Here is a 17,991-nt window from a genome sequence, read left to right on the forward strand (position 1 = left end):
CCTTCCGCATTCGTTACCGTCCCTTAAGCCTCCGATGGCAGTTTGGCCGGGATCCGCGGCCCTGCCCGTCCAACCGCCGATCCATCAGGTCCAAGGTCGTCGCTCATGTTTGCCGAGACGCTGGAAGCGGTTCAGTCCTCGCCATCGAAGCGGACTACCTATGTCCGCTTCGTGCTGGCGGCGCTAGCGTCGATCGCCGTCTTCAAGGCCTTCTGGTTCGCACGCTTCGGCGGCTGGACGGATCGCGAGCTCTCCGACTTCGATGCCTTCCACATCGTAGCGCAGCATGTCTGGCGCGGCGATCTCGACCAGGTCTATCATTTCGATGCCCTGCTGAAGATGCAGATGGAGGCAGCCGGCGGCGCCACCGGCTTCATGCCCTGGACCTATCCGCCGCAATACGACCTCTTGCTCGCGCCGTTCGCATTCCTGCCGGTCGGCGTCGGCTATCTCCTCTTCACCGCCGCGACGCTTGCACTCTATCTCGTGACGCTCCGGGCGATCGCCGGCCGGAATTTCGCGCAGGTGCTGGTGATCCTGTTTCCGGCGATGGCGATCACCATCGGCTGCGGGCAGAACGGCTTTCTGACGGGGGCGCTGATCGGGCTGGTCTGCCTCAACGTGGAGCGGCGGCAGCTGTTGGCCGGCCTCGCGCTCGGCGCCATGGTAATCAAGCCGCACCTGGCGATTGCCGCCGGCGTCTATCTGCTGGTGACGCGGCGCTGGATTGCGCTCGGAACGGCCGCGGCCGTCGTATTGGCGAGCTCACTGCTCTGCACGCTCCTCTTCGGGTGGCAGATCTGGCTCGCGTGGCTCGGAGCGATCAGGGAATCGGCGGGCTATCTCGAGCAGGGCTTCTACCCACTCTTCCGCATGATCTCGACCTATGCGGCGCTGTACAAGGCCGGCCTTCCCGCAAGCGCCGCCTTCTGGGGACAGACGGCAGTTGCCGGGCTGGCCTTGTTCGCCGTCCTTCTCGGTGCGGCGCGGGGCGCTTCACCGGCCTTCACGCTCGGTGCCGCCGTGATGGTATCCGTGATGATCAGCCCCTATGCGTATGATTACGATCTGCCGATGGTCGGGATCGGTCTGGCCCTGATGCTGCCCGATCTCGCCAGGATGGCAAGCCCGCGCGAGCGGAGCGTCATATACGGGCTGATCCTGTTCGCCGGAGCCTATGGGCTGTTGCAGTCGGGGCGGCTCGCGGTGCAATTCGGGCAGAAGGCCGATCCCGACCAACATTTCGCGCCCGCTCTGGGTGGCTTCGCCCTGATGGCGCTCCTGGTCCTGCTGCTGCGGCTGCTGTGGCGCGGGACGCAGCCGGCGCCCATCCTGTCGCAGGCCGCGGAATAAAGCCTCTACGTCCGCTGCAATGCCAGCGTCACGCCGCCGAGCGTGAGCGCCATCGCCGCCCATTCGCGCAGGCCCAGCGGCTCGCCCAGGATGATCGCGGCGGAGACGACGCCGATCACGGGAACGATCAGCATGCCGGTCGAAGCCGAGGTCGGCGGCAGGCGGCGCAGCGTCTCGAACCAGGTGACGTAACAGACGCCCATCGGCACCAGCGTCATATAGACGAAGCAGCCGAGTCCCAGCGGGGTGATCGCGGTGATGTCGGGATGCTCGAACAGGATGCCGAGGATCAGCATCGTGGCGCAGCCGAGCCCAACCTGCCAGGCGACGACCACGAGCGGCGGCATCGGCAGCGGTTTCCGGTTGAGGACATTGCCGAGCGCGAACAGGATGGCGCAGAGCAGTGCGAGCGCGATGCCGAGCAGCTTGTCGGCGCCGAACGCAAAGCCATGGCCGCCGAGGAGCAGCGCGACGCCGGCGACGCCGAGGACGAGACCCAAAATATCCCGCATGGTCGGCCGCGTACCCAGCACCGGCCAGGCGAACAGCATGGCCCAGATCGGCATCGTATAGGCGAGCAGAGCCCCCTCGCTCACGGTCACATATTTCATCGCGACCGTGCCGAGCCCCATCCAGGCAAGGACGTTGGTGAGGGTCGCAAACAACAGCCGCGGAATCGCCTCGCGCGGAACGGCGAAGGATTCCTTCCGGCTCAGTACCAGCACACCGAGAATGAGCGAGGCGCAGACGCCGGCCAGCCCGCGCGCGAACAGCGGCGGCCATTGCTGGAGCAGCAGCTTCATCAATGGCCAGTTCAGCGCCCAGCCGAACGCGGTCACACCGAGGCAGAGAGAGCCGATCGTCCTGTCGCGCCGCGCCGAATCCATGGACAGCGCTTAGCAGGCGGGTGCGGCGCACTCCACCTCGGCTGGCGCATGCGGGCCATGGCGGACGATGGAACCGGGAACGCCGGTACCCGTTCAAATGGGAGCGGGTGGCGGTGGTGCCGCAGCGCAAACGAGGGAGACGTACCATGCCCACAGCCGAGACGGATCACGTCTACAAGATCCTGGAGCTGGTCGGATCATCCGAAACCTCCATCGAGGATGCGATCAAGAATGCGATCAGCCGCGCCGCCAAGACCGTTCGCGAAATGAAATGGTTCGAGGTGGTGCAGACACGCGGTCACATCGAGAATGGCGCCGTCCGCCACTACCAGGTGACGCTGCGCGTCGGCTTCACGCTGATGGACTGACGCGACAGACGCCGCGCGAAACATCCTGCCGCGGCGGCGTGGTTAACATCCGACGATGAGAGTCGATCAAAATATCGACGATCTCCTCTGGCTGACTACGGACGCGCAAAATCATCGCGGAAGTTGCAACAGGCCGTTAAGACCAAAGTGAGAGGTTTGCTCCGATTTGGAGCAAGCCGATGGTCACGGCCCGCGAGCTCGGCAAGACGCGCCTTCCGCTCTGGGCGGCGGGATTCGTCGTGCTGATCTGCGTGGCGATCCTCGGCTTGAGCGTCTGGCGCGAATGGGAAACGCACAACGCCGATCTCAGGAACGCCGAGATCGACGTCGCCAACCTCGCGCATTCCCTGGTCCAGCACGCGGACGACACGTTCGAGCTTGCCGATACGATCCTGGTCGGACTGGTCCATCGCCTCGAACTCGACGGAACCGGCCCGGACACGATCGCGAAGCTCCAGACTTACCTGCCGACCCGCAAATCATCGGACCGCATCCGCGGCATCTTCGTCTATGACGAGACCGGCCGATGGCTTGCTACGACCGAGCATCTCGACTTCGCCAAGCTCAACAACAGCGATCGCGAATATTTCCGGCAGCACCGTGATTCCCGGGCGAAGGACACGCTGATCGGCCGGCCCATCAAGAGCCGCGCCGGCGGCCAGTGGATCATCACCGCGTCACGCCGGATCAACCACCCCGACGGCAGCTTTGCCGGCGTCGCGCTGCTAACGATCGACGTCGCCTATTTCGCGAAATTCTACGAGCGCTTCGACGTCGGGTCGAACGGCTCGGCATCGCTGCTCAACGACGCCGGTATCATGCTGGCGCGCAGCCACGACGAGAGCGGCGCCTTCATCGGGCGCGACCTCTCCAATGCGCCGCTGTTCAGGGAATGGAAAAGTCGCCCGGCGGCTGCGGTCTACTATTTCAAGTCGCCGCTCGATGGCGTGCAGCGGCTGAGCTACTATCAGCGCAGCAACCGCTATCCGCTGATGGTGCTGGCGAGCAAGTCGCAGGACGACGTGCTGGCGCCCTGGCGGCGCGCGGCAGCCGTACGCACGGTCTTCGTGCTCGGCCTCGTCGCGCTGATCGCGGTGATCGGCTTCTACCTGGTCCGCCAGCTCTGGCAGCGGCAGCGAATGGCGCAGGCCCTGGTCGCGAATGAAGCCCATTTCCGCCTGCTCGCCGAGCAATCCAGCGACATGGTATCCCGGATCGGGCTGGATAACCGGCTGCTCTACGTCTCGCCCTCGTGCGTGCGCATCATCGGCTGGTCTCCCGAGGAGCTGCTCGGCACGTCAGCGGTGGCCGGTATCCACGCGGACGACATGGAGCGGGTCGAGCAGGCCATCGCAGCGCTGAAGAACGGCGAGGCCGAGGAAGCGCGGTTCGTCTATCGCCAGCGCCATCGCGACAAGGGCGATATCTGGGCCGAGGCGGCCTTGCACGTGACCCGAGCCTCCGACAGCGGCGAAGTCGACGGTGTCGTCGCGGTCGTGCGCGACATGACCGAGCAGAAGGACTTGCAGGACAAACTGGCATCGCTCGCGACCACCGATGGCCTGACCGGCCTTGCCAACCGCCGCGCGTTCGACGAACGCCTCGCGGAGGAATGGGCACGCGCCCGGCGCGACGGCACGCAGATCTCGCTCCTGTTGATCGACGTCGATCAGTTCAAGAAATTCAACGATCATTACGGACATCAGGCGGGCGACGGATGCCTGCGCGCACTCGGCCGGATCCTGTCCGCTCAGGCCAGGCGCCCGGCTGACCTCGCGGCGCGCTACGGCGGCGAGGAATTCGCCGTTCTGTTGCCGAACACCGGCCCGGATGGTTGCGCCGAAGTCGGCGAAGGGATTCGCGAGGCACTGCACGACCTCGCCATGCTGCATGCGCAGAATCCGCCCTCCCGGCTGGTTACGGCAAGCATCGGCGCTGCGACAAGCCTTCCATCTCAGACCGCGCTGGACTGCAACACGCTGGTCGCCGGCGCCGACCGCGCGCTCTACGCCGCCAAGGACAGCGGCCGTGACCGTATGGTGATGTCGGGACAGGTCGTGCCCTGGCCCGCGAAGAGCGCGTGACGAATTCTGCCAGGCGTAGCGAACGCCGCCCTTTCCTGCGTAGCAGGCAAGCGAGGCTAGCGCGGCGTGCACATGCGGCACATCGGCGCGCGCCAATTCCTGCCCACCATCGCTTGCGCACCGATTTCTGAATGGCTACATCCCGAGGCGATGTTGGGGGGCCGCCGGACTTCTTCGATCGGGTCCATGCGGTACGGCCTCATCGTGGGGCAATGCAGACGAGACGGCCGTGAACGAGACCATGCCGGCGGACATCCCGGGGCGCGGGGTGGACGCGCTGAGACAGTTGCGCGCCATGACGGCCGACATCTGCGATGTCGTTCCGCTCACCACGGAGGACAACTTCCATGTCACCACCGTGACGATGATGACCCGCAATGCGTTGCTGGTCGATACGCGCGCGACCGATCAGGAATACGACCGGACGCCTGCACACGTCGCCCGCGGTGCGATGGATCACTTTCAGATCACCTTGTGTGTCGAAGGCGAGATGCGGTTCAGCTCCGGCCGGCGCGAGGTGACGATGGGGCCTGGCGCCATCTGCCTGATCGACATGGCGCAGCCGAACCGGACGGTGTTGCGCGGCGGCGGCAGTCGTACCCGTCTGATGGCGATCATCCTGCAACGCGCCATGCTGGCACCACGGCTTGCTCATCCGGATTCGGCCACGGCAACCTTGCTGCCGTCAAACCATCCTCATACGCGCCTGCTTGCCAGCCATTACGCGGCGCTTACGCTGCCACCCGAGCCTGAGGCCGGCAGCGCCGAGGCCACGATCGAAGCGATCGCCGACATCGTTGCCGCGGCCGCCGGCGGGACCGCCGACATTGCAGCCGGAGTCGAACGCGCCGAGCGGCATCTTTATCTTGCGATGATCAAGCGCCGCATCGCGGACAATCTCGAGACCGACGCGCTCACCGCAGACGAGTTGTGCCGCCACTTCCAGATCTCGCGCGCGACCCTCTATCGGCTGTTTGAGGCGGATGGCGGGCTCTCGCACTATGTGAGGGAGCAGCGGCTCAATCTCGCTTTCCGCCAGCTGATATCGCCGTCCGCGGAGGACACGCGGCTGATCGACCTCGCCGTCGGCATGCGCTTCAGCAGCGATTCCACCTTCATTCGCGCATTCCGCCGCAAGTTCGGCTTGACGCCGGGCGAACTGAGGGAGCTGGCCGACAATTGGCTCCGCGAGACTGGTGCGGTCCCGACCATCGACACGGTGCTGCATCAACTGGCCCGCCGCCGCACCTCGTAGCCATGAAGCTGCGACGCTCGACACCAGTATCGCAACGTTCGGCCTTGGCGCCCGGATTTGTCGCCCGCGCTCCAGTGGGATATGACTTTGAGCACGGCCGGATGTTTCGGTCCGGCCGGGAGCGTTCCCGTGCCTGACGAGATCAAGCTTGTCCTCTTTGATATGGACAATGTCCTCTGCGAATACGACAGAGGAAGGCGCGTCGCGTTTCTGGCGGAGCTTGCGGGGACCACCAGTGAGTTCGTCTACAAGGCGATCTGGGAGAGCGGATTCGAGCTTCTCGGCGACTCCGGCACGCTCGATGCCGCCGACTATTTGCGGGGATTTGGCGAGCGCATCGGCTATCCCCTCTCGCTCGATGAGTGGGTGGAGGCGCGCCGCCGTTCGATGAAGGCCGATCGCGCGATGCTGGAGATTGCGCGCCGCCTGCATGAGACCATCGATGTTGCCGTCCTGACCAACAATACCACGCTGGTCGCCGACCATATCGACGCGCTGCTGCCGGAATTGCGTCCGCTGTTCGGCTCCCGCATCTACACGTCGGCCCGGTTCAAGGCCGCCAAGCCGGACCCGCGCTGCTATCGCCTCTGCCTGTCGGAGCTACAGACGACGCCGCAGACCGTTCTGTTCGTCGACGACCTCGCGGCAAATGTCGCCGGCGCGCGGGAAGCGGGCCTCTTCGCGCATCATCACACGTCGGTGGAGGCTTTCCGGCAGGCCCTTTCGGCCCACGGCCTGCTCAGGGACGGATGAACGGGCGCACCGCCTCGCGCGACGTCAGGCGAGATGGCACGCCACAAAATGGCCGCCCGCCCCTTCCCTCAGTACGGGCGCGCTTTCCGCGCAGCGCGGCTGGGCGATCGGGCAGCGGGTGTGGAAGTGGCAGCCGGATGGCGGCTTCATCGGGCTTGGCACGTCGCCCTTGAGGCGAATGCGTTCACGCTTGAGCTTGGGATCGGGCACCGGCACCGCCGACAACAGCGCCCTGGTGTAGGGATGCTGCGGATTGCGGTAGAGATCGCTCGCTTTCGCCAGCTCGACGATCCGGCCGAGATACATCACGGCGACGCGGTCGGAGATGTGCTCGACCACCGACAGGTCGTGCGCGACGAACAGATAGGTGAGGTTCAGCTCGGCCTGGAGATCCTCCAGCAGATTGATCACCTGCGCCTGGATCGAGACGTCGAGCGCGGACACCGGCTCGTCGCAGACGATCAGCTTCGGCTCGACCGCGAGCGCCCGCGCGATCACGATGCGCTGGCGTTGGCCGCCCGAGAATTCGTGCGGGTAGCGGCGCATGTGCTCGGCCTTGAGGCCGACCTTCACGAGCAGGCTGGCGACGCGCTCCTCGCGCTCCTTGGCCGACGACCCGAGCTTATGGATGATCAGGGCCTCACCGAGGATGGCGCCGACCGTCATGCGCGGATTGAGCGAGGCGAACGGATCCTGGAACACCAGCTGCATGTTCCGCCGCATCGCGCGCAAATCATTGCCGCTGAGCTGGCGCACGTCCTGGCCGTCGAACACGACCTCGCCGTCGGTCGGCTCGATCAGGCGCAGCACGCAGCGGCCGGTGGTGGACTTGCCGCAGCCGGATTCGCCGACGAGGCCGAGCGTCTCGCCGCGGTTGACCGAGAACGAGACCCCGTCGACCGCATAGACGCTGCCGACCTGGCGCGACAACAGGCCGCCGTGCACGGGGAAATATTTCTTCAGGCCGCTGACGCGGAGCAAGGGCTCGGTCATGCCGTGCCTCCCAACTGCGTATCTCCGAGGTGACAGGCCATGCGATGGCCGGGCGCGATCTCGCGCAGCAGCGGCTCCTTCTCGGTGCAGACGTTCATGGCAAACTTGCAGCGCGGGGCGAAGCGGCAACCGACCGGCGGATTGATCAGGATCGGCACCGAGCCGCCGATCGCTTCGAGCCTTGTCTTGTGCTCGCTGTCGAGATCGATGCGCGGGATCGAGCGGATCAGCCCCTGGGTGTAGGGATGGCCGGGATTGCCGAAGAGGTCGTCGACGAGCGCTTCCTCCACCACCTTGCCGGCATACATCACGACGACGCGCTGCGCGGTCTCGGCGACGACGCCCATGGCGTGGGTGATCAGCATCACCGCCATGCCGAAGCGCTCCTTCATGTCCTGCAAGAGGTCGAGGATCTGCGCCTGGATGGTGACGTCGAGCGCGGTGGTGGGCTCGTCGGCGATGATCAGCTTCGGCCTGCAGGCAAGCGCCATCGCGATCATCACGCGCTGGCGCATGCCGCCTGAGAACTGGTGCGGATAATTGTGCACGCGTCCCTCGGCGTTGGGGATCTGCACCAGCTTCAGCATCTCGATGGTGCGCTCGAGCGCCTGCTTCTTCGTCACCGCTTCATGGCGGCGCAGGCTCTCGGCGATCTGCTCGCCGATGGTTAGCACCGGATTGAGCGAGGTCATCGGCTCCTGGAAGATGAAGCCGATCTCCTTGGCCCTGATCTCGTCGAGTTGACGGCTCGTCAGCGGCACGAGATCGCGGCCCTCGAAGATGATCTGGCCCGCCGCGATGCGGCCCGGCGGCATGGCGATCAGCTTCAGGATCGACATCGCGGTCACGGTCTTGCCGCAGCCGGATTCGCCGACGACACAGAGCGTCTCGCCCTTGTTGATGGAGATGTCGACACCGTCGACGGCCTGCAGGATGCCGTCGTCGGTCGAGAAGTGGGTTTTCAGCCCTTTGATTTCCAGCAGCGGCGCCATCAGATCACCCGTCGCGCATCGAGCGCGTCACGCAGGCCGTCGCCGATGAAGTTGATGGCGACCACCGCGATGAAGATCGCGCCGCCCGGAAACAGCGCCCAGTGCGGGCCGATGTCGAGGAAATCCTTGGCGTCGTACAAGAGCCGGCCCCAGGTTGGCGTATCCGGCGGAAAGCCGAGGCCGAGGAAGGACAGCGTCGATTCCGCGATGATGGCGGCAGCCACGTCGATGGTGCCGGCGATGATCACGGGACCGAGCGCATTGGGCAGGATGTGCCGCACCACCTGGCGCACCGGACTTGCGCCGAGCGCACGGGCGGCCTCGACGAACTCCTTCTCGCGGATCGACAGGAACTGCGCGCGCACCAGCCGCGCGACCGGCATCCAGCGCAAGCCGCCGATCACGAGCACGATCAGGATGAAGATGCCGCCCTCGGGACCAAACATCTGCTTCAGCCCGTCGCGGAAGAGATAGATCAGCAGCAGCAGCAGCGGCAGTTGCGGCAGGGACAGGAAGAGATCGGTGAGCCACATCAGGCCGTGACCGAGCGCGCCGCGCGACATGCCGGCGAGCGCGCCGATCAGGACACCGATAAAGACGGACACCAGCATCGCGGCAAGGCCGACCGCGAGCGAGATGCGGCCGCCATAGATCATGCGGGCCAGGATGTCCTGCCCGAGATCGTCGGTGCCGAACGGATGGGCAAGCGACGGCCCCTGCATGCCCGCCACGATATCGATGTCGTCGATCTTGACCCGCCAGACGAAGGGGCCGGCCACCACCGCCAGGATCAGAATGAGGAGCAGAAACGCACTGACCACGGCGAGCTTGTGGCGGCTGTAGCGCCGCCACATCTCGCGCCAGGGCGAGTAGACGCGCCGCTCAGCGGAGGGAGATGCGAGGGTCAAGCCAGCCATAAAGGACGTCCGCGATGAGATTGAACAGCACGACGAGGCACGCGAAGACGAAGGTAACGGCCATCACCACCGGCGTGTCGTTGGAAAGGATGGAGGAGATCAGCAGCGAGCCGATGCCGGGGATGCGGAAGATCTGCTCGGTGACGATGGCGCCGCCGAACACGGCCGGCATCTGCAACGCAATCAGGGTGACGACCGGGATCATGGCGTTGCGCATGACGTGCTTGACGATGACCGTGGCCTGCCCAAGCCCCTTGGCGCGCGCCGTGGTGACATAGTCGAGCCGGATCACGTCGAGCATCGCCGAGCGAACGAAACGCGTCATCGACGCCGCCTGAAACAGACCGAGCACCGCCACCGGCATGATCGCCTGCCGGATCATCTCCAGCACCCAATGGATGCCGGTGCCCTTGATGTCGGTCGTATAGACGAAAGGCAGCCAGTCCAGCGTGACCGAGAAGATCAGGATGAACAGGATGCCGGTGAAGAAGGTCGGCAGCGAGAAGCCGACGAAGGCGAGCGTATTGGCGATCTGGTCGAACAGCGAATAGGGCTTTGTCGCCGCATAGACCCCGACCGGGATCGCGATCAGGAGCGCCAGGATCTGCGCCGAACCGATCACGTAGAGCGTCGCCGGCAAACGCTGGAGGATCAGCGTGTCGACGTTCATCCGGCTGACGAAGGAGAAACCCCAGTCACCGTGCAGCATGGCGTTGAGCCAGTGCAGGTAACGGAGGTGGATCGGATCGTCGAGGCCGAACTTGGCCCGAAGTGCGGCCTGCACCTCGGGCGGGACGTTCGGGTTCGTCGCCAGTTCCGAGAACGGATCGCCTGGCGCAAGCGCCAGCACGACGAACAGCACGACCGAGATTCCGAGAAGACTCGGAATCGCGATCAGGAGGCGACGCAGGACGTACTGACTCATAGGGAAAGACCCCGTCTAGAGCTGGGGGATCATTCCTCGCGATACCAATCGTGCAGATTGTCGGTTTCGTTGGCCCAGCCGCTGATGATAGGACGCAGATTGTTGGCCGCCGCTTCCACCTTTAGGCGATGCTGCGCCGGGATGAACACGGTGTCCTGGAACATGAGATCGTTGGCCTTGATATAATGCGCCGCGCGCTTGACCGGATCCATTTCGCCTTCGGCTGCTTCGATCGCTGCGTCATAGTCCTTGTTGACCCAGCGCGGGAAGTTCGTGCCCTGCCACTTGTTCTCCTTCGTGGCGACGTTGGTCGACAGATAGCGGCGCATATGCTGAGACGGATCCGGCTGGCTCAGCGGGATCTGGAACATCTGGAGATCGGCGTAGAAATGCGCGTAGGTGTCGGGGTTGGCGACATCGGAGGAGAAGAACACGGACGCCACCACCGACTTCAGCTCGACGTCGATGCCGGCCTTCTGACAGGCCTGCTTGACGATCGCCTGGGTCTTCTGACGCGGTCCGTTGATCGAGGTCTGGTACAGAAGCTTCAGCTTCTTGCCGTCCTTCTCGCGGATGCCATCCGCGCCGGGCTTCCAGCCGGCGTCGTCGAGCAGCTTCGAGGCCTTCTCGATGCTGAATTCCCAGGTCGTGTTCTTGGAGACGAACTTCTCGGGACCGTTGAGGAAGTTGGCGGTGGTGCGGCCGGCGCGGCCGTAGATCGCCTTCTTGATGGACTCGCGGTCGACCAGCATCGACAGCGCCTTGCGTACCGCCGGATCGGAGAACAGCGGATGCTTGGTCTTCATCGAGGAGCGCTCGCCATCGACCTCGGTGTTCGGATCGGTGAAGTTGAGCGCGATGAATTCGGTGTCCCCGCCCACGGCATAAACGGTCTTGCCCTTGCCGCCCTTTTCGAGGCGCAGCAGCACGTCGTCCTCGACCTGGATGTTCCATCCGAAATCATATTCGCCGGTCTGGATCACCGCGCGCGCCGCAGAGACGGCGTCGCCGCCGCCCTTCATCTCGACCGTGTCGAAATAAGGCCGGTTCGGCATGTGGTAATCGGGATTGAGCTGGCCGCGGACGAGATCGCCCGGCTTGAACTCGACGAACTTGTAGGGGCCAGTGCCGACCGGCGAGAGGTTGGTGGGCGCTTCCCGCGATTTGGACCCCTTGTAGTCGGCGAACAAATGTTTGGGGATGATGGTGTTGGGAGCCCCGACAAAGGCGTCGGCCCAGAACGGCGTCGGCTTGTTAAAGAGGATGCGAACCGTGAGGTCATTCACCTTCTCGACCGTGATGTCGCGGAGCGTCGCGATGGTCAGGGCGGAGGTCGCGGGATCCCTGGCGTATTCCCAGTTGAACACGACGTCATCGGCGGTGAACGGCTTGCCGTCATGCCATTTGACGCCTGGTTTGAGCTTCCAGGTCACCGACTTGCCGTCGGCGGCGAGGCCGCCGTTCTCGATCGAGGGAATTTCGGCCGCCAGAACCAGCTTCATGTTGCCGTCGGGATCCCAACAAGCGAGGGGCTCGTAGAACAGGCGCGCGCCGTCCTGGTCCTTGGTGCCGGTGGCGAAATGCGGATTGAGCAGGGTCGGCCCCTGCCACCACAGCAGCTTCAGCGCACCGCCGCCGCCGCGCTTGGTCGGCTTGTAGGTCTGGGCACCTTCCGCCATGGCGACGCCGCCGAGCGCGAGGATCTGGTTGGCGAGGGGTGCGGTGAGGCCGACCGCGGCCATACGCATGATGAAGGCACGGCGGTCCATCCGGCCGTCCTTCACGTCACCGATCATCGAACGCAGTTCTTTATCCAGCATGGTTGTCCCCCGTCTGGTTCCCGTATGGATGCAGGCAGCCGCACCGCGGCCGCCGGGTTTTGCTGGCGGTAGATGGCACACCGAATAGGCCGCGCGTCAACTGCGACCATGTGTATGCAAACGGTGTTCTGGCTGTCTGTTGGGCAAAACTCTGTTCCGCAGCCCAAGCGTTCGGCAATCCGGCGCTAAATCGCGCCGGAATCCACGTTGCACTGCGGAAAATTTGTTCGCGGCATCAGACGAAGTATCGAGGCGAAATTCTACGCCACGGACATGGTCAGCGGCGGCGCGACGTGGTCCGGCAGCGGGCAGACATAAGGTGTCTTGGCGGTCCGCTTCTGCAAGTCCGCTTTCGCGGCCTTAATCAGCTCCGGATCCGTCAACGCCTTGATGCCGATCCCGGCCATCGCCTTCGCCGCCTGCACCATTGCCTTATGAGCGTGTCCGCTCTTGCCCTGCGCCACCACCTGCCAGGTGTGGAACGGCGTGCCGATTGCAACCGTGGGTGCGTGAACCTGCACGGTCGGCACCACCCAGCTCACGTCGCCGACGTCGGTCGAGCCGACCAGCGGGTTGCGCTTGGCATCGAGCGGCACCAGGAAGTCGGCCAGCGGCCGATCAGTCGGCTCCATGCCGATCGCGTAATAGACCGACGCGATGTCCTTGTCGGTCAGCGTGGCGCGGATCTGGCTGGCAAAGCCCTTGTCGGCGTCGTCGAAATGCGGCGGCCCCAGCTCTTCCATCACCCGGTGCAGCGCCTGCTCCAGCGGCGTGTTCGGCAGGATGTTGGAGACCGCGGAGATGATCTTCATCTCGACCTTGGTCTCGGTCATCAATGCCGCGCCTTCCGCGATCTTGCTGACGCGTCCGACCAGCTCGTTCATGCCGGGCAGATCGCGGGCGCGGATCGAATAGCGCACGCGCGCATGCGCCTGCACCACGTTGGGGGCGATGCCGCCGGTGTCGAGCAGGGCGTAATGCACGCGCGCGTCGCTCGGCATGTGCTCGCGCATGTAGTTCACGCCGACATTCATCAGCTCTACTGCGTCGAGCGCAGAGCGGCCGAGATGCGGCGAGGCCGCCGCATGCGAGGTGCGGCCGGTGAAGATGAAATCCGCGCGCGTGTTGGCAAGCGACGGCGTCACCGCGACTTCCCAGAAGCTGTGCGGATGCCAGGTGATGGCGATGTCGGCGTCTTCAAACGCGCCCGAGCGCACCATGAAGGCCTTGGCTGCGCCGCCCTCTTCCGCCGGGCAGCCGTAATAGCGCACGCGGCCGGGCACCTTGTTCTCGGCGAGCCAGTCCTTCATCGCGGTCGCGGCGAGCAGCGCCGCGGAACCAAGCAGATTGTGGCCGCAACCGTGGCCGTGGCCGCCGGTCTCGACCGGACGGTGCTCGGCGACGCCGGCCTCCTGGCTGAGGCCCGGCAACGCGTCATATTCACCCATGAAGGCAATGACCGGACCGCCCTCACCCCACTCGCCCATTACCGCGGTCGGGATGCCCGCGACGTTCTCGGTGATACGGAAACCCTGGTGGCGCAGCTCGGCGAGATGCTCGGCGGCGGACCGCGCCTCGGTGTAGCACACCTCGGGCATGCCCCAGACCCTGTCGCTGAGGTCGATGAAACGCGCCTTGATCGTGTCGACGCCACGCCAGATGTCGCTGCGATTATCCATGCTTCGGTCCGTGATCTCTTGGTCAAACGAAGCGGCAATGGTTAGCAGCTTCATTGCACCCCGCCTAGCACGTCGCGGGACAGCAGCCATGCGGCCGGTGCTGGATCGCGCGGCCGCTTGCCACCTGTGCGGGCGTCCTGTGCCTGTCGAAGATTTCACGCGGCGATCTCCGGAATAGTTGGGAACGAGGCTTTCAAGACGGCCTCCTCCAGCCTAAATTATGAGTGCTTCGCGCGTCGTTCCGCCGGCCAAGGCGGAGCAATGCTCTCAGCCAGGAGAACTCCATGCCCGCCCTGACCGAATGGAGAGTGCCGCCGGCCAATCAGCCGCGCGCGAGCGATTACGGTTTCGATCTGGACCGTTCGCTCGCGTCCGTCGTCGGCCTGCACGCCATCATCCCGCCCGATGCCTTCAGTGCCGAAACGCTGGGCACCGAACGCGCCGGCAACGGCGTCGTGATCGACAACGGGCTGGTGCTGACCATCGGCTATCTCATTACCGAGGCGGAATCGGTGTGGCTGCATCTCGCCGACGGGCGCGTCGTCGAGGGGCATGCGCTCGGTTTCGATTCCGTCACCGGCTTCGGCCTCGTGCAGGCGCTCGGTCAGCTCGACGTCGAACCCTTGCCGCTCGGCAACTCGGCGAAAACAAGGGTCGGCGACCGCGTCGTGGTCGGCGGCGCCGGCGGGCGCACGCGCTCGGTCGCGAGCCAGATCGTGGCCAAGCAGGAATTCGCCGGCTACTGGGAATATCTGCTGGACGAGGCCGTGTTCACCTATCCCGCGCATCCGAACTGGGGCGGCACGGCGCTGCTCAACGAGCGCGGGGAGCTGATCGGCATCGGCTCGCTGCAGCTCGAGCGCGAACGCGAAGGCAAGGCCGAGCACGTCAACATGATCGTGCCGATCGACCTGTTGAAGCCGGTGCTCGACGATCTGCGCAAATTCGGCCGCGTCAATAAGCCGTCGCGCCCCTGGCTCGGGCTCTATTCGACCGAAATCGACAACCGCCTGGTGGTGATCGGGATCTCCACCAACGGCCCGGCCGCGCGCGCGGAGCTGAAGACCGGCGATGTCATCCTTGCAGTGGACGGCGAGGAGGTGACGAGCCAGACCGCCTTCTACAAAAAGATGTGGGCGCTCGGCGCCGCCGGCGTCGACGTGCCGCTCACCGTGCATCATGAAGGTGTCACCTTCGACGTCACGGTGACGTCGACCGACCGCTTCAAGCTCTTGAAGGCGCCGAAGCTCCACTGACGAGATCGAACCGACATCAGGCAAGGAAGCGGCGATGACCGAGGCCGTCGTTGACGACATCGTGACCGTGCTGCCGCCGTTGCTCAACGCGCTGGAAGCACTCGGCTTCTTCACCCGGAATCTGCATCCGCCGGCCTTTGCCTCGGTGATGAATGCGATCGGCGCGCCCGACGCGGCGCTGCAGGCGGCGCACGCTGCGATTGGTGCCTGGCCCGAGCAGTTCACGGGGCTGCGCGAGCGGCTCGACCGCGCCTGCAACGAGACGATCGCCGCCTTTGCCGCCATACGCGAGGTCGAGCGCGGCAATGGCGATCTCGTCGCGGTCTTCCGCGCGCTGCGCCATCTGCCTCGTGCACAGGAGGCGCTGTATCCGCTGTCGACCCAGTTCCCGCCGGTGAGCAGCTTCTTCCTCAACGCCGCCAATCGCGAGAATGACGATCTGCTGGCGCGGCTGGAAGCCGGCGCGGGCGAACACGCCGGCATCTTCCACGACCACAACGAGCCCGGCAGCCGCGGCGGCTTCTCGGTCTATGTGCCAGAATATTACTCGCCGGAGCGCGCCATGCCGCTGGTGATGGCGCTGCATGGCGGCAGCGGCAACGGCCGCGGCTTTCTCTGGAGCTGGCTGCGCGATGCTCGCTGCCTTGGCGCGATCCTGGTGGCGCCAACCGCGACCGGCCCGACATGGGCGCTGATGGGCGACGATAGCGACACGCCGAACCTCATGCGCATTCTCGATACGGTGCGCAGCCGCTGGACCATCGACGGCTCGCGCCTGCTGCTGACCGGCATGAGTGACGGCGGCACCTTCTGCTACGTCACCGGGCTCGACGGCGCCTCGCCCTTCACGCATCTCGCGCCGGTGTCGGCGACCTTCCATCCGCTGATGGCGGAGATGGCGGACGCCGTGCGCCTGCAGGGACTGCCAATCTTCATCACCCACGGCAAGCTCGACTGGATGTTTCCGGTACAGACCGCGCGCCAGACGCAGGCGGCCCTCTCCGCCGCCGGCGCCGATGTCACCTATCGCGAGATCGACGACCTCAGCCACACCTATCCGCGCGAGATCAACGCAGAGCTGCTGGAGTGGCTGAACCGCGGATGAACGGGTCGTCCTTATCTGCGCCGTACTGCCGCGGAACCATCACTCCGGGCCGACGTTATCGCCCGTCACCGGAGGTTCGCAGATGCAGACGTTTTTCGGAATGATTTTGGGCGCGCTACTGCTCGGTTGCGGCGTATACGTCTATGACTCCATGCAGACGTCGTCGGTCGCCAATGGCGAGGTCGCGACGACCAATCGCACCATCGTGAACTGGGACGTCGCCAAGGCCGACTGGGATGCGCTGCGCGATCGCGCGCACAAGGACTGGGTCCGCATCTCGTCGAAGTAACGACGCCGTATCACGAACAAGGCGCCGTCGCGGGTCCGCGGCGGCGCCTTTGTGTTGACGGCGATCGATCCGGTCGCGTCAGTTCATCTTGGCCTTGCGGGCATCGGCGATGACCTGCTCGAACTCGGTCATGCTGAGCACGCCCGGCACGCGATACTTGCCGACGATGAAGGAGGGGGTACCGCTGAAGCCGAAGGCTTCGGCCTGCTCGTTGTTGCGCTTGAGGACGGCGTCGATGTCATTGGCGCGGTCGGTGAGATCGCGCTTCAGGCGGTCCATGTCGACGTCGGCGGCCGCGAGCAGCTCGTTGATGCGCGGCTCTGTCAGGCGCGAGCTGACACCCATCATGGCGTCATGCGCCTGATGGTACTTGTCTTGGAATTTTGCCGCGAGCGCGATCCGCGCCGCGGTGACCGAGACCGGCCCGAGGATCGGCCAATCCTTCATCACCAGCCTGACCTTGCCATCGTCCTGGACCACCTGGCGCAGCTCCGGCTCGAGCTTGCGGCAATAGGGACAGTTGTAGTCGGACCATTCGATGATGCTGATGTTGCCGTCGGGATTACCGGCGACGGGAACATCGGGGTCGCGCAGCACCTTGGCTTCGGTCAGCACCTCGTCATCGGCGGCGGCCGCGCGCGCAGAGGTGATCCGACCTGCCGCAAGGGCACCCGCCCCGATCAGCGTCAGCGCCGCACGCCGCGTCGCCACGAGGCCCTTGTTCCTGAATCCAGCCATATCTCGTCCCGTTTCGGTCCCATCGCTGCAAATACGGTTCGCGACCGGGAACTGTTACGCGTCATATAGAGCGTTGCGGGCGCGATGTCATCGCCATGCTATGCGCGGATCGCCGCCGGCGCTGGCGAAGCCGCCGCGCGGGGCAGCATCGCCATCAGCGTCCCGGTCATGGTGGCGATCAGCGTGGTGTTGCCCTCGTGCTCGGCAAAGGCCCTCGCCTCGCAGAAGGTCAGCGTCCGGCCGGGCTTGACCACCTCGGCCTTGAAGACGAAGCGAGTGCCGCGGGCGGGTGCCAGCAGCGTGGTCTTGAACTCGACGGTCAGGATGTCGGCCTCGCGCGGCATCAGGGTGAAGGCGGCGACACCGCAGGCATTATCGAGGCCTGCCGTGATGATGCCGGCATGGATAAAACCGTTCTGCTGCGTGAAGGCCGCCGAATGCAGCATTGCCAATTCGACCTCGCCCGGCGCGAGGCGGACGATCACGATGCCGAGCGTGCGCATCGCCGGCTGGCCGTCGAACATGGCAATGGCGGCAGCGCGATAGCCCGGATTTTTCGGCTCGAACGCGGCCATGG

General features: G+C 65.2%; 17 protein-coding genes. 8 read left to right on the top strand and 9 right to left on the bottom strand.

Going from position 1 to position 17,991, the window contains the following annotated elements; genetic code table 11:
* Nucleotides 1–105 precede the first annotated feature (105 nt).
* A complete protein-coding gene (locus AB7Z56_RS39530) occupies nt 106–1,353 on the top strand; it encodes a glycosyltransferase family 87 protein (RefSeq protein WP_063985809.1) in 1,248 nt (415 codons plus the stop codon).
* Between the two features lie 5 nt (nt 1,354–1,358).
* On the opposite strand, the gene AB7Z56_RS39535 is transcribed toward AB7Z56_RS39530, so the two are convergent.
* A complete protein-coding gene (locus AB7Z56_RS39535) occupies nt 1,359–2,240 on the bottom strand; it encodes a DMT family transporter (RefSeq protein ID WP_063985810.1) in 882 nt (293 codons plus the stop codon).
* Nucleotides 2,241–2,386: 146 nt separating this feature from the next.
* Between AB7Z56_RS39535 and AB7Z56_RS39540 the strand changes: the two genes are divergently transcribed.
* The 4 genes from AB7Z56_RS39540 (at nt 2,387) to AB7Z56_RS39555 (ending at nt 6,700) form a co-directional block, all read left to right on the top strand.
* On the top strand, nt 2,387–2,608 hold the full coding sequence (locus AB7Z56_RS39540; RefSeq protein WP_063985811.1) for a dodecin: 222 nt from the start codon (nt 2,387–2,389) through the stop codon (nt 2,606–2,608).
* Between the two features lie 179 nt (nt 2,609–2,787).
* On the top strand, nt 2,788–4,692 hold the full coding sequence (locus tag AB7Z56_RS39545; RefSeq protein WP_354096121.1) for a sensor domain-containing diguanylate cyclase: 1,905 nt from the start codon (nt 2,788–2,790) through the stop codon (nt 4,690–4,692).
* A 229-nt stretch (nt 4,693–4,921) separates the two neighbouring features.
* Nucleotides 4,922–5,947 (top strand): helix-turn-helix domain-containing protein, encoded by a 1,026-nt coding sequence (locus AB7Z56_RS39550; protein ID WP_063985813.1) that lies wholly within the window; start codon nt 4,922–4,924, stop codon nt 5,945–5,947.
* A gap of 129 nt (nt 5,948–6,076) precedes the next feature.
* Nucleotides 6,077–6,700 carry an HAD family hydrolase gene (locus AB7Z56_RS39555; protein WP_231143669.1) on the top strand — a complete coding sequence of 208 codons (624 nt, stop codon included), beginning with the start codon at nt 6,077–6,079 and terminating at the stop codon, nt 6,698–6,700.
* A gap of 24 nt (nt 6,701–6,724) precedes the next feature.
* Here AB7Z56_RS39555 and AB7Z56_RS39560 read toward each other — a convergent pair whose 3' ends face one another.
* The 6 genes from AB7Z56_RS39560 to AB7Z56_RS39585 all read right to left on the bottom strand — a co-directional run bounded on the left by AB7Z56_RS39560 (nt 6,725) and on the right by AB7Z56_RS39585 (nt 14,026).
* Nucleotides 6,725–7,693 carry an ABC transporter ATP-binding protein gene (locus AB7Z56_RS39560; RefSeq protein ID WP_063985815.1) on the bottom strand — a complete coding sequence of 323 codons (969 nt, stop codon included), beginning with the start codon at nt 7,691–7,693 and terminating at the stop codon, nt 6,725–6,727.
* Nucleotides 7,690–8,685 carry an ABC transporter ATP-binding protein gene (locus AB7Z56_RS39565; RefSeq protein WP_014491616.1) on the bottom strand — a complete coding sequence of 332 codons (996 nt, stop codon included), beginning with the start codon at nt 8,683–8,685 and terminating at the stop codon, nt 7,690–7,692. Before AB7Z56_RS39565 ends, AB7Z56_RS39560 begins: the two co-directional genes overlap by 4 nt.
* Nucleotides 8,685–9,602, bottom strand: a complete 918-nt coding sequence (locus tag AB7Z56_RS39570; RefSeq protein WP_014491615.1) for an ABC transporter permease — start codon at nt 9,600–9,602, stop codon at nt 8,685–8,687. Before AB7Z56_RS39570 ends, AB7Z56_RS39565 begins: the two co-directional genes overlap by 1 nt.
* Entirely contained in the window at nt 9,568–10,527 is a 960-nt protein-coding gene (locus AB7Z56_RS39575; protein WP_063985816.1) for an ABC transporter permease, read from the bottom strand. The genes AB7Z56_RS39570 and AB7Z56_RS39575 overlap by 35 nt, the downstream gene beginning before the upstream one ends.
* Before the next feature lie 29 nt (nt 10,528–10,556).
* Nucleotides 10,557–12,347: a peptide ABC transporter substrate-binding protein gene (locus tag AB7Z56_RS39580; protein WP_063985817.1), complete on the bottom strand. Its 1,791-nt coding sequence runs from the start codon at nt 12,345–12,347 to the stop codon at nt 10,557–10,559.
* Between the two features lie 260 nt (nt 12,348–12,607).
* The gene (locus AB7Z56_RS39585; protein ID WP_063986732.1) at nt 12,608–14,026 is read right to left on the bottom strand and encodes a M20 family metallopeptidase; all 1,419 of its coding nucleotides are present in this window, start codon (nt 14,024–14,026) and stop codon (nt 12,608–12,610) included.
* A gap of 284 nt (nt 14,027–14,310) precedes the next feature.
* Here AB7Z56_RS39585 and AB7Z56_RS39590 point away from each other — a divergent pair, with 284 nt between their 5' ends.
* The 3 genes from AB7Z56_RS39590 to AB7Z56_RS39600 all read left to right on the top strand — a co-directional run bounded on the left by AB7Z56_RS39590 (nt 14,311) and on the right by AB7Z56_RS39600 (nt 16,676).
* Nucleotides 14,311–15,282, top strand: a complete 972-nt coding sequence (locus AB7Z56_RS39590) for a S1C family serine protease (RefSeq protein WP_063985818.1) — start codon at nt 14,311–14,313, stop codon at nt 15,280–15,282.
* Between the two features lie 34 nt (nt 15,283–15,316).
* On the top strand, nt 15,317–16,387 hold the full coding sequence (locus AB7Z56_RS39595) for a phospholipase (protein ID WP_063985819.1): 1,071 nt from the start codon (nt 15,317–15,319) through the stop codon (nt 16,385–16,387).
* 82 nt (nt 16,388–16,469) lie between these two features.
* A complete protein-coding gene (locus tag AB7Z56_RS39600; RefSeq protein WP_028159206.1) occupies nt 16,470–16,676 on the top strand; it encodes a hypothetical protein in 207 nt (68 codons plus the stop codon).
* Between the two features lie 78 nt (nt 16,677–16,754).
* On the opposite strand, the gene AB7Z56_RS39605 is transcribed toward AB7Z56_RS39600, so the two are convergent.
* Together AB7Z56_RS39605 and AB7Z56_RS39610 are read right to left on the bottom strand one after the other, a co-directional pair.
* Nucleotides 16,755–17,414 (bottom strand): DsbA family protein, encoded by a 660-nt coding sequence (locus AB7Z56_RS39605; RefSeq protein ID WP_063985820.1) that lies wholly within the window; start codon nt 17,412–17,414, stop codon nt 16,755–16,757.
* Nucleotides 17,415–17,512: 98 nt separating this feature from the next.
* On the bottom strand, nt 17,513–17,989 hold the full coding sequence (locus tag AB7Z56_RS39610; RefSeq protein WP_063985821.1) for a PaaI family thioesterase: 477 nt from the start codon (nt 17,987–17,989) through the stop codon (nt 17,513–17,515).
* Nucleotides 17,990–17,991 lie beyond the last annotated feature (2 nt).

It is taken from the genome of Bradyrhizobium sp. 482_C4_N1_8, from assembly GCF_052075965.1.
GTDB lineage: Bacteria > Pseudomonadota > Alphaproteobacteria > Rhizobiales > Xanthobacteraceae > Bradyrhizobium > Bradyrhizobium barranii.

What these genes read in the sequence shown, in the direction of transcription:
- AB7Z56_RS39530 (WP_063985809.1), top strand. Translation starts at nt 106, where the DNA reads ATGTTTGCCGAGACGCTGGAAGCGGTTCAGTCCTCGCCATCGAAGCGG.
- AB7Z56_RS39535 (WP_063985810.1), bottom strand. Translation starts at nt 2,240, where the DNA reads ATGGATTCGGCGCGGCGCGACAGGACGATCGGCTCTCTCTGCCTCGGT.
- AB7Z56_RS39540 (WP_063985811.1), top strand. Translation starts at nt 2,387, where the DNA reads ATGCCCACAGCCGAGACGGATCACGTCTACAAGATCCTGGAGCTGGTC.
- AB7Z56_RS39545 (WP_354096121.1), top strand. Translation starts at nt 2,788, where the DNA reads ATGGTCACGGCCCGCGAGCTCGGCAAGACGCGCCTTCCGCTCTGGGCG.
- AB7Z56_RS39560 (WP_063985815.1), bottom strand. Translation starts at nt 7,693, where the DNA reads ATGACCGAGCCCTTGCTCCGCGTCAGCGGCCTGAAGAAATATTTCCCC.
- AB7Z56_RS39565 (WP_014491616.1), bottom strand. Translation starts at nt 8,685, where the DNA reads ATGGCGCCGCTGCTGGAAATCAAAGGGCTGAAAACCCACTTCTCGACC.
- AB7Z56_RS39570 (WP_014491615.1), bottom strand. Translation starts at nt 9,602, where the DNA reads ATGGCTGGCTTGACCCTCGCATCTCCCTCCGCTGAGCGGCGCGTCTAC.
- AB7Z56_RS39575 (WP_063985816.1), bottom strand. Translation starts at nt 10,527, where the DNA reads ATGAGTCAGTACGTCCTGCGTCGCCTCCTGATCGCGATTCCGAGTCTT.
- AB7Z56_RS39580 (WP_063985817.1), bottom strand. Translation starts at nt 12,347, where the DNA reads ATGCTGGATAAAGAACTGCGTTCGATGATCGGTGACGTGAAGGACGGC.
- AB7Z56_RS39585 (WP_063986732.1), bottom strand. Translation starts at nt 14,026, where the DNA reads ATGGATAATCGCAGCGACATCTGGCGTGGCGTCGACACGATCAAGGCG.
- AB7Z56_RS39590 (WP_063985818.1), top strand. Translation starts at nt 14,311, where the DNA reads ATGCCCGCCCTGACCGAATGGAGAGTGCCGCCGGCCAATCAGCCGCGC.
- AB7Z56_RS39595 (WP_063985819.1), top strand. Translation starts at nt 15,317, where the DNA reads ATGACCGAGGCCGTCGTTGACGACATCGTGACCGTGCTGCCGCCGTTG.
- AB7Z56_RS39600 (WP_028159206.1), top strand. Translation starts at nt 16,470, where the DNA reads ATGCAGACGTTTTTCGGAATGATTTTGGGCGCGCTACTGCTCGGTTGC.
- AB7Z56_RS39605 (WP_063985820.1), bottom strand. Translation starts at nt 17,414, where the DNA reads ATGGCTGGATTCAGGAACAAGGGCCTCGTGGCGACGCGGCGTGCGGCG.
- AB7Z56_RS39610 (WP_063985821.1), bottom strand. Translation starts at nt 17,989, where the DNA reads ATGGCCGCGTTCGAGCCGAAAAATCCGGGCTATCGCGCTGCCGCCATT.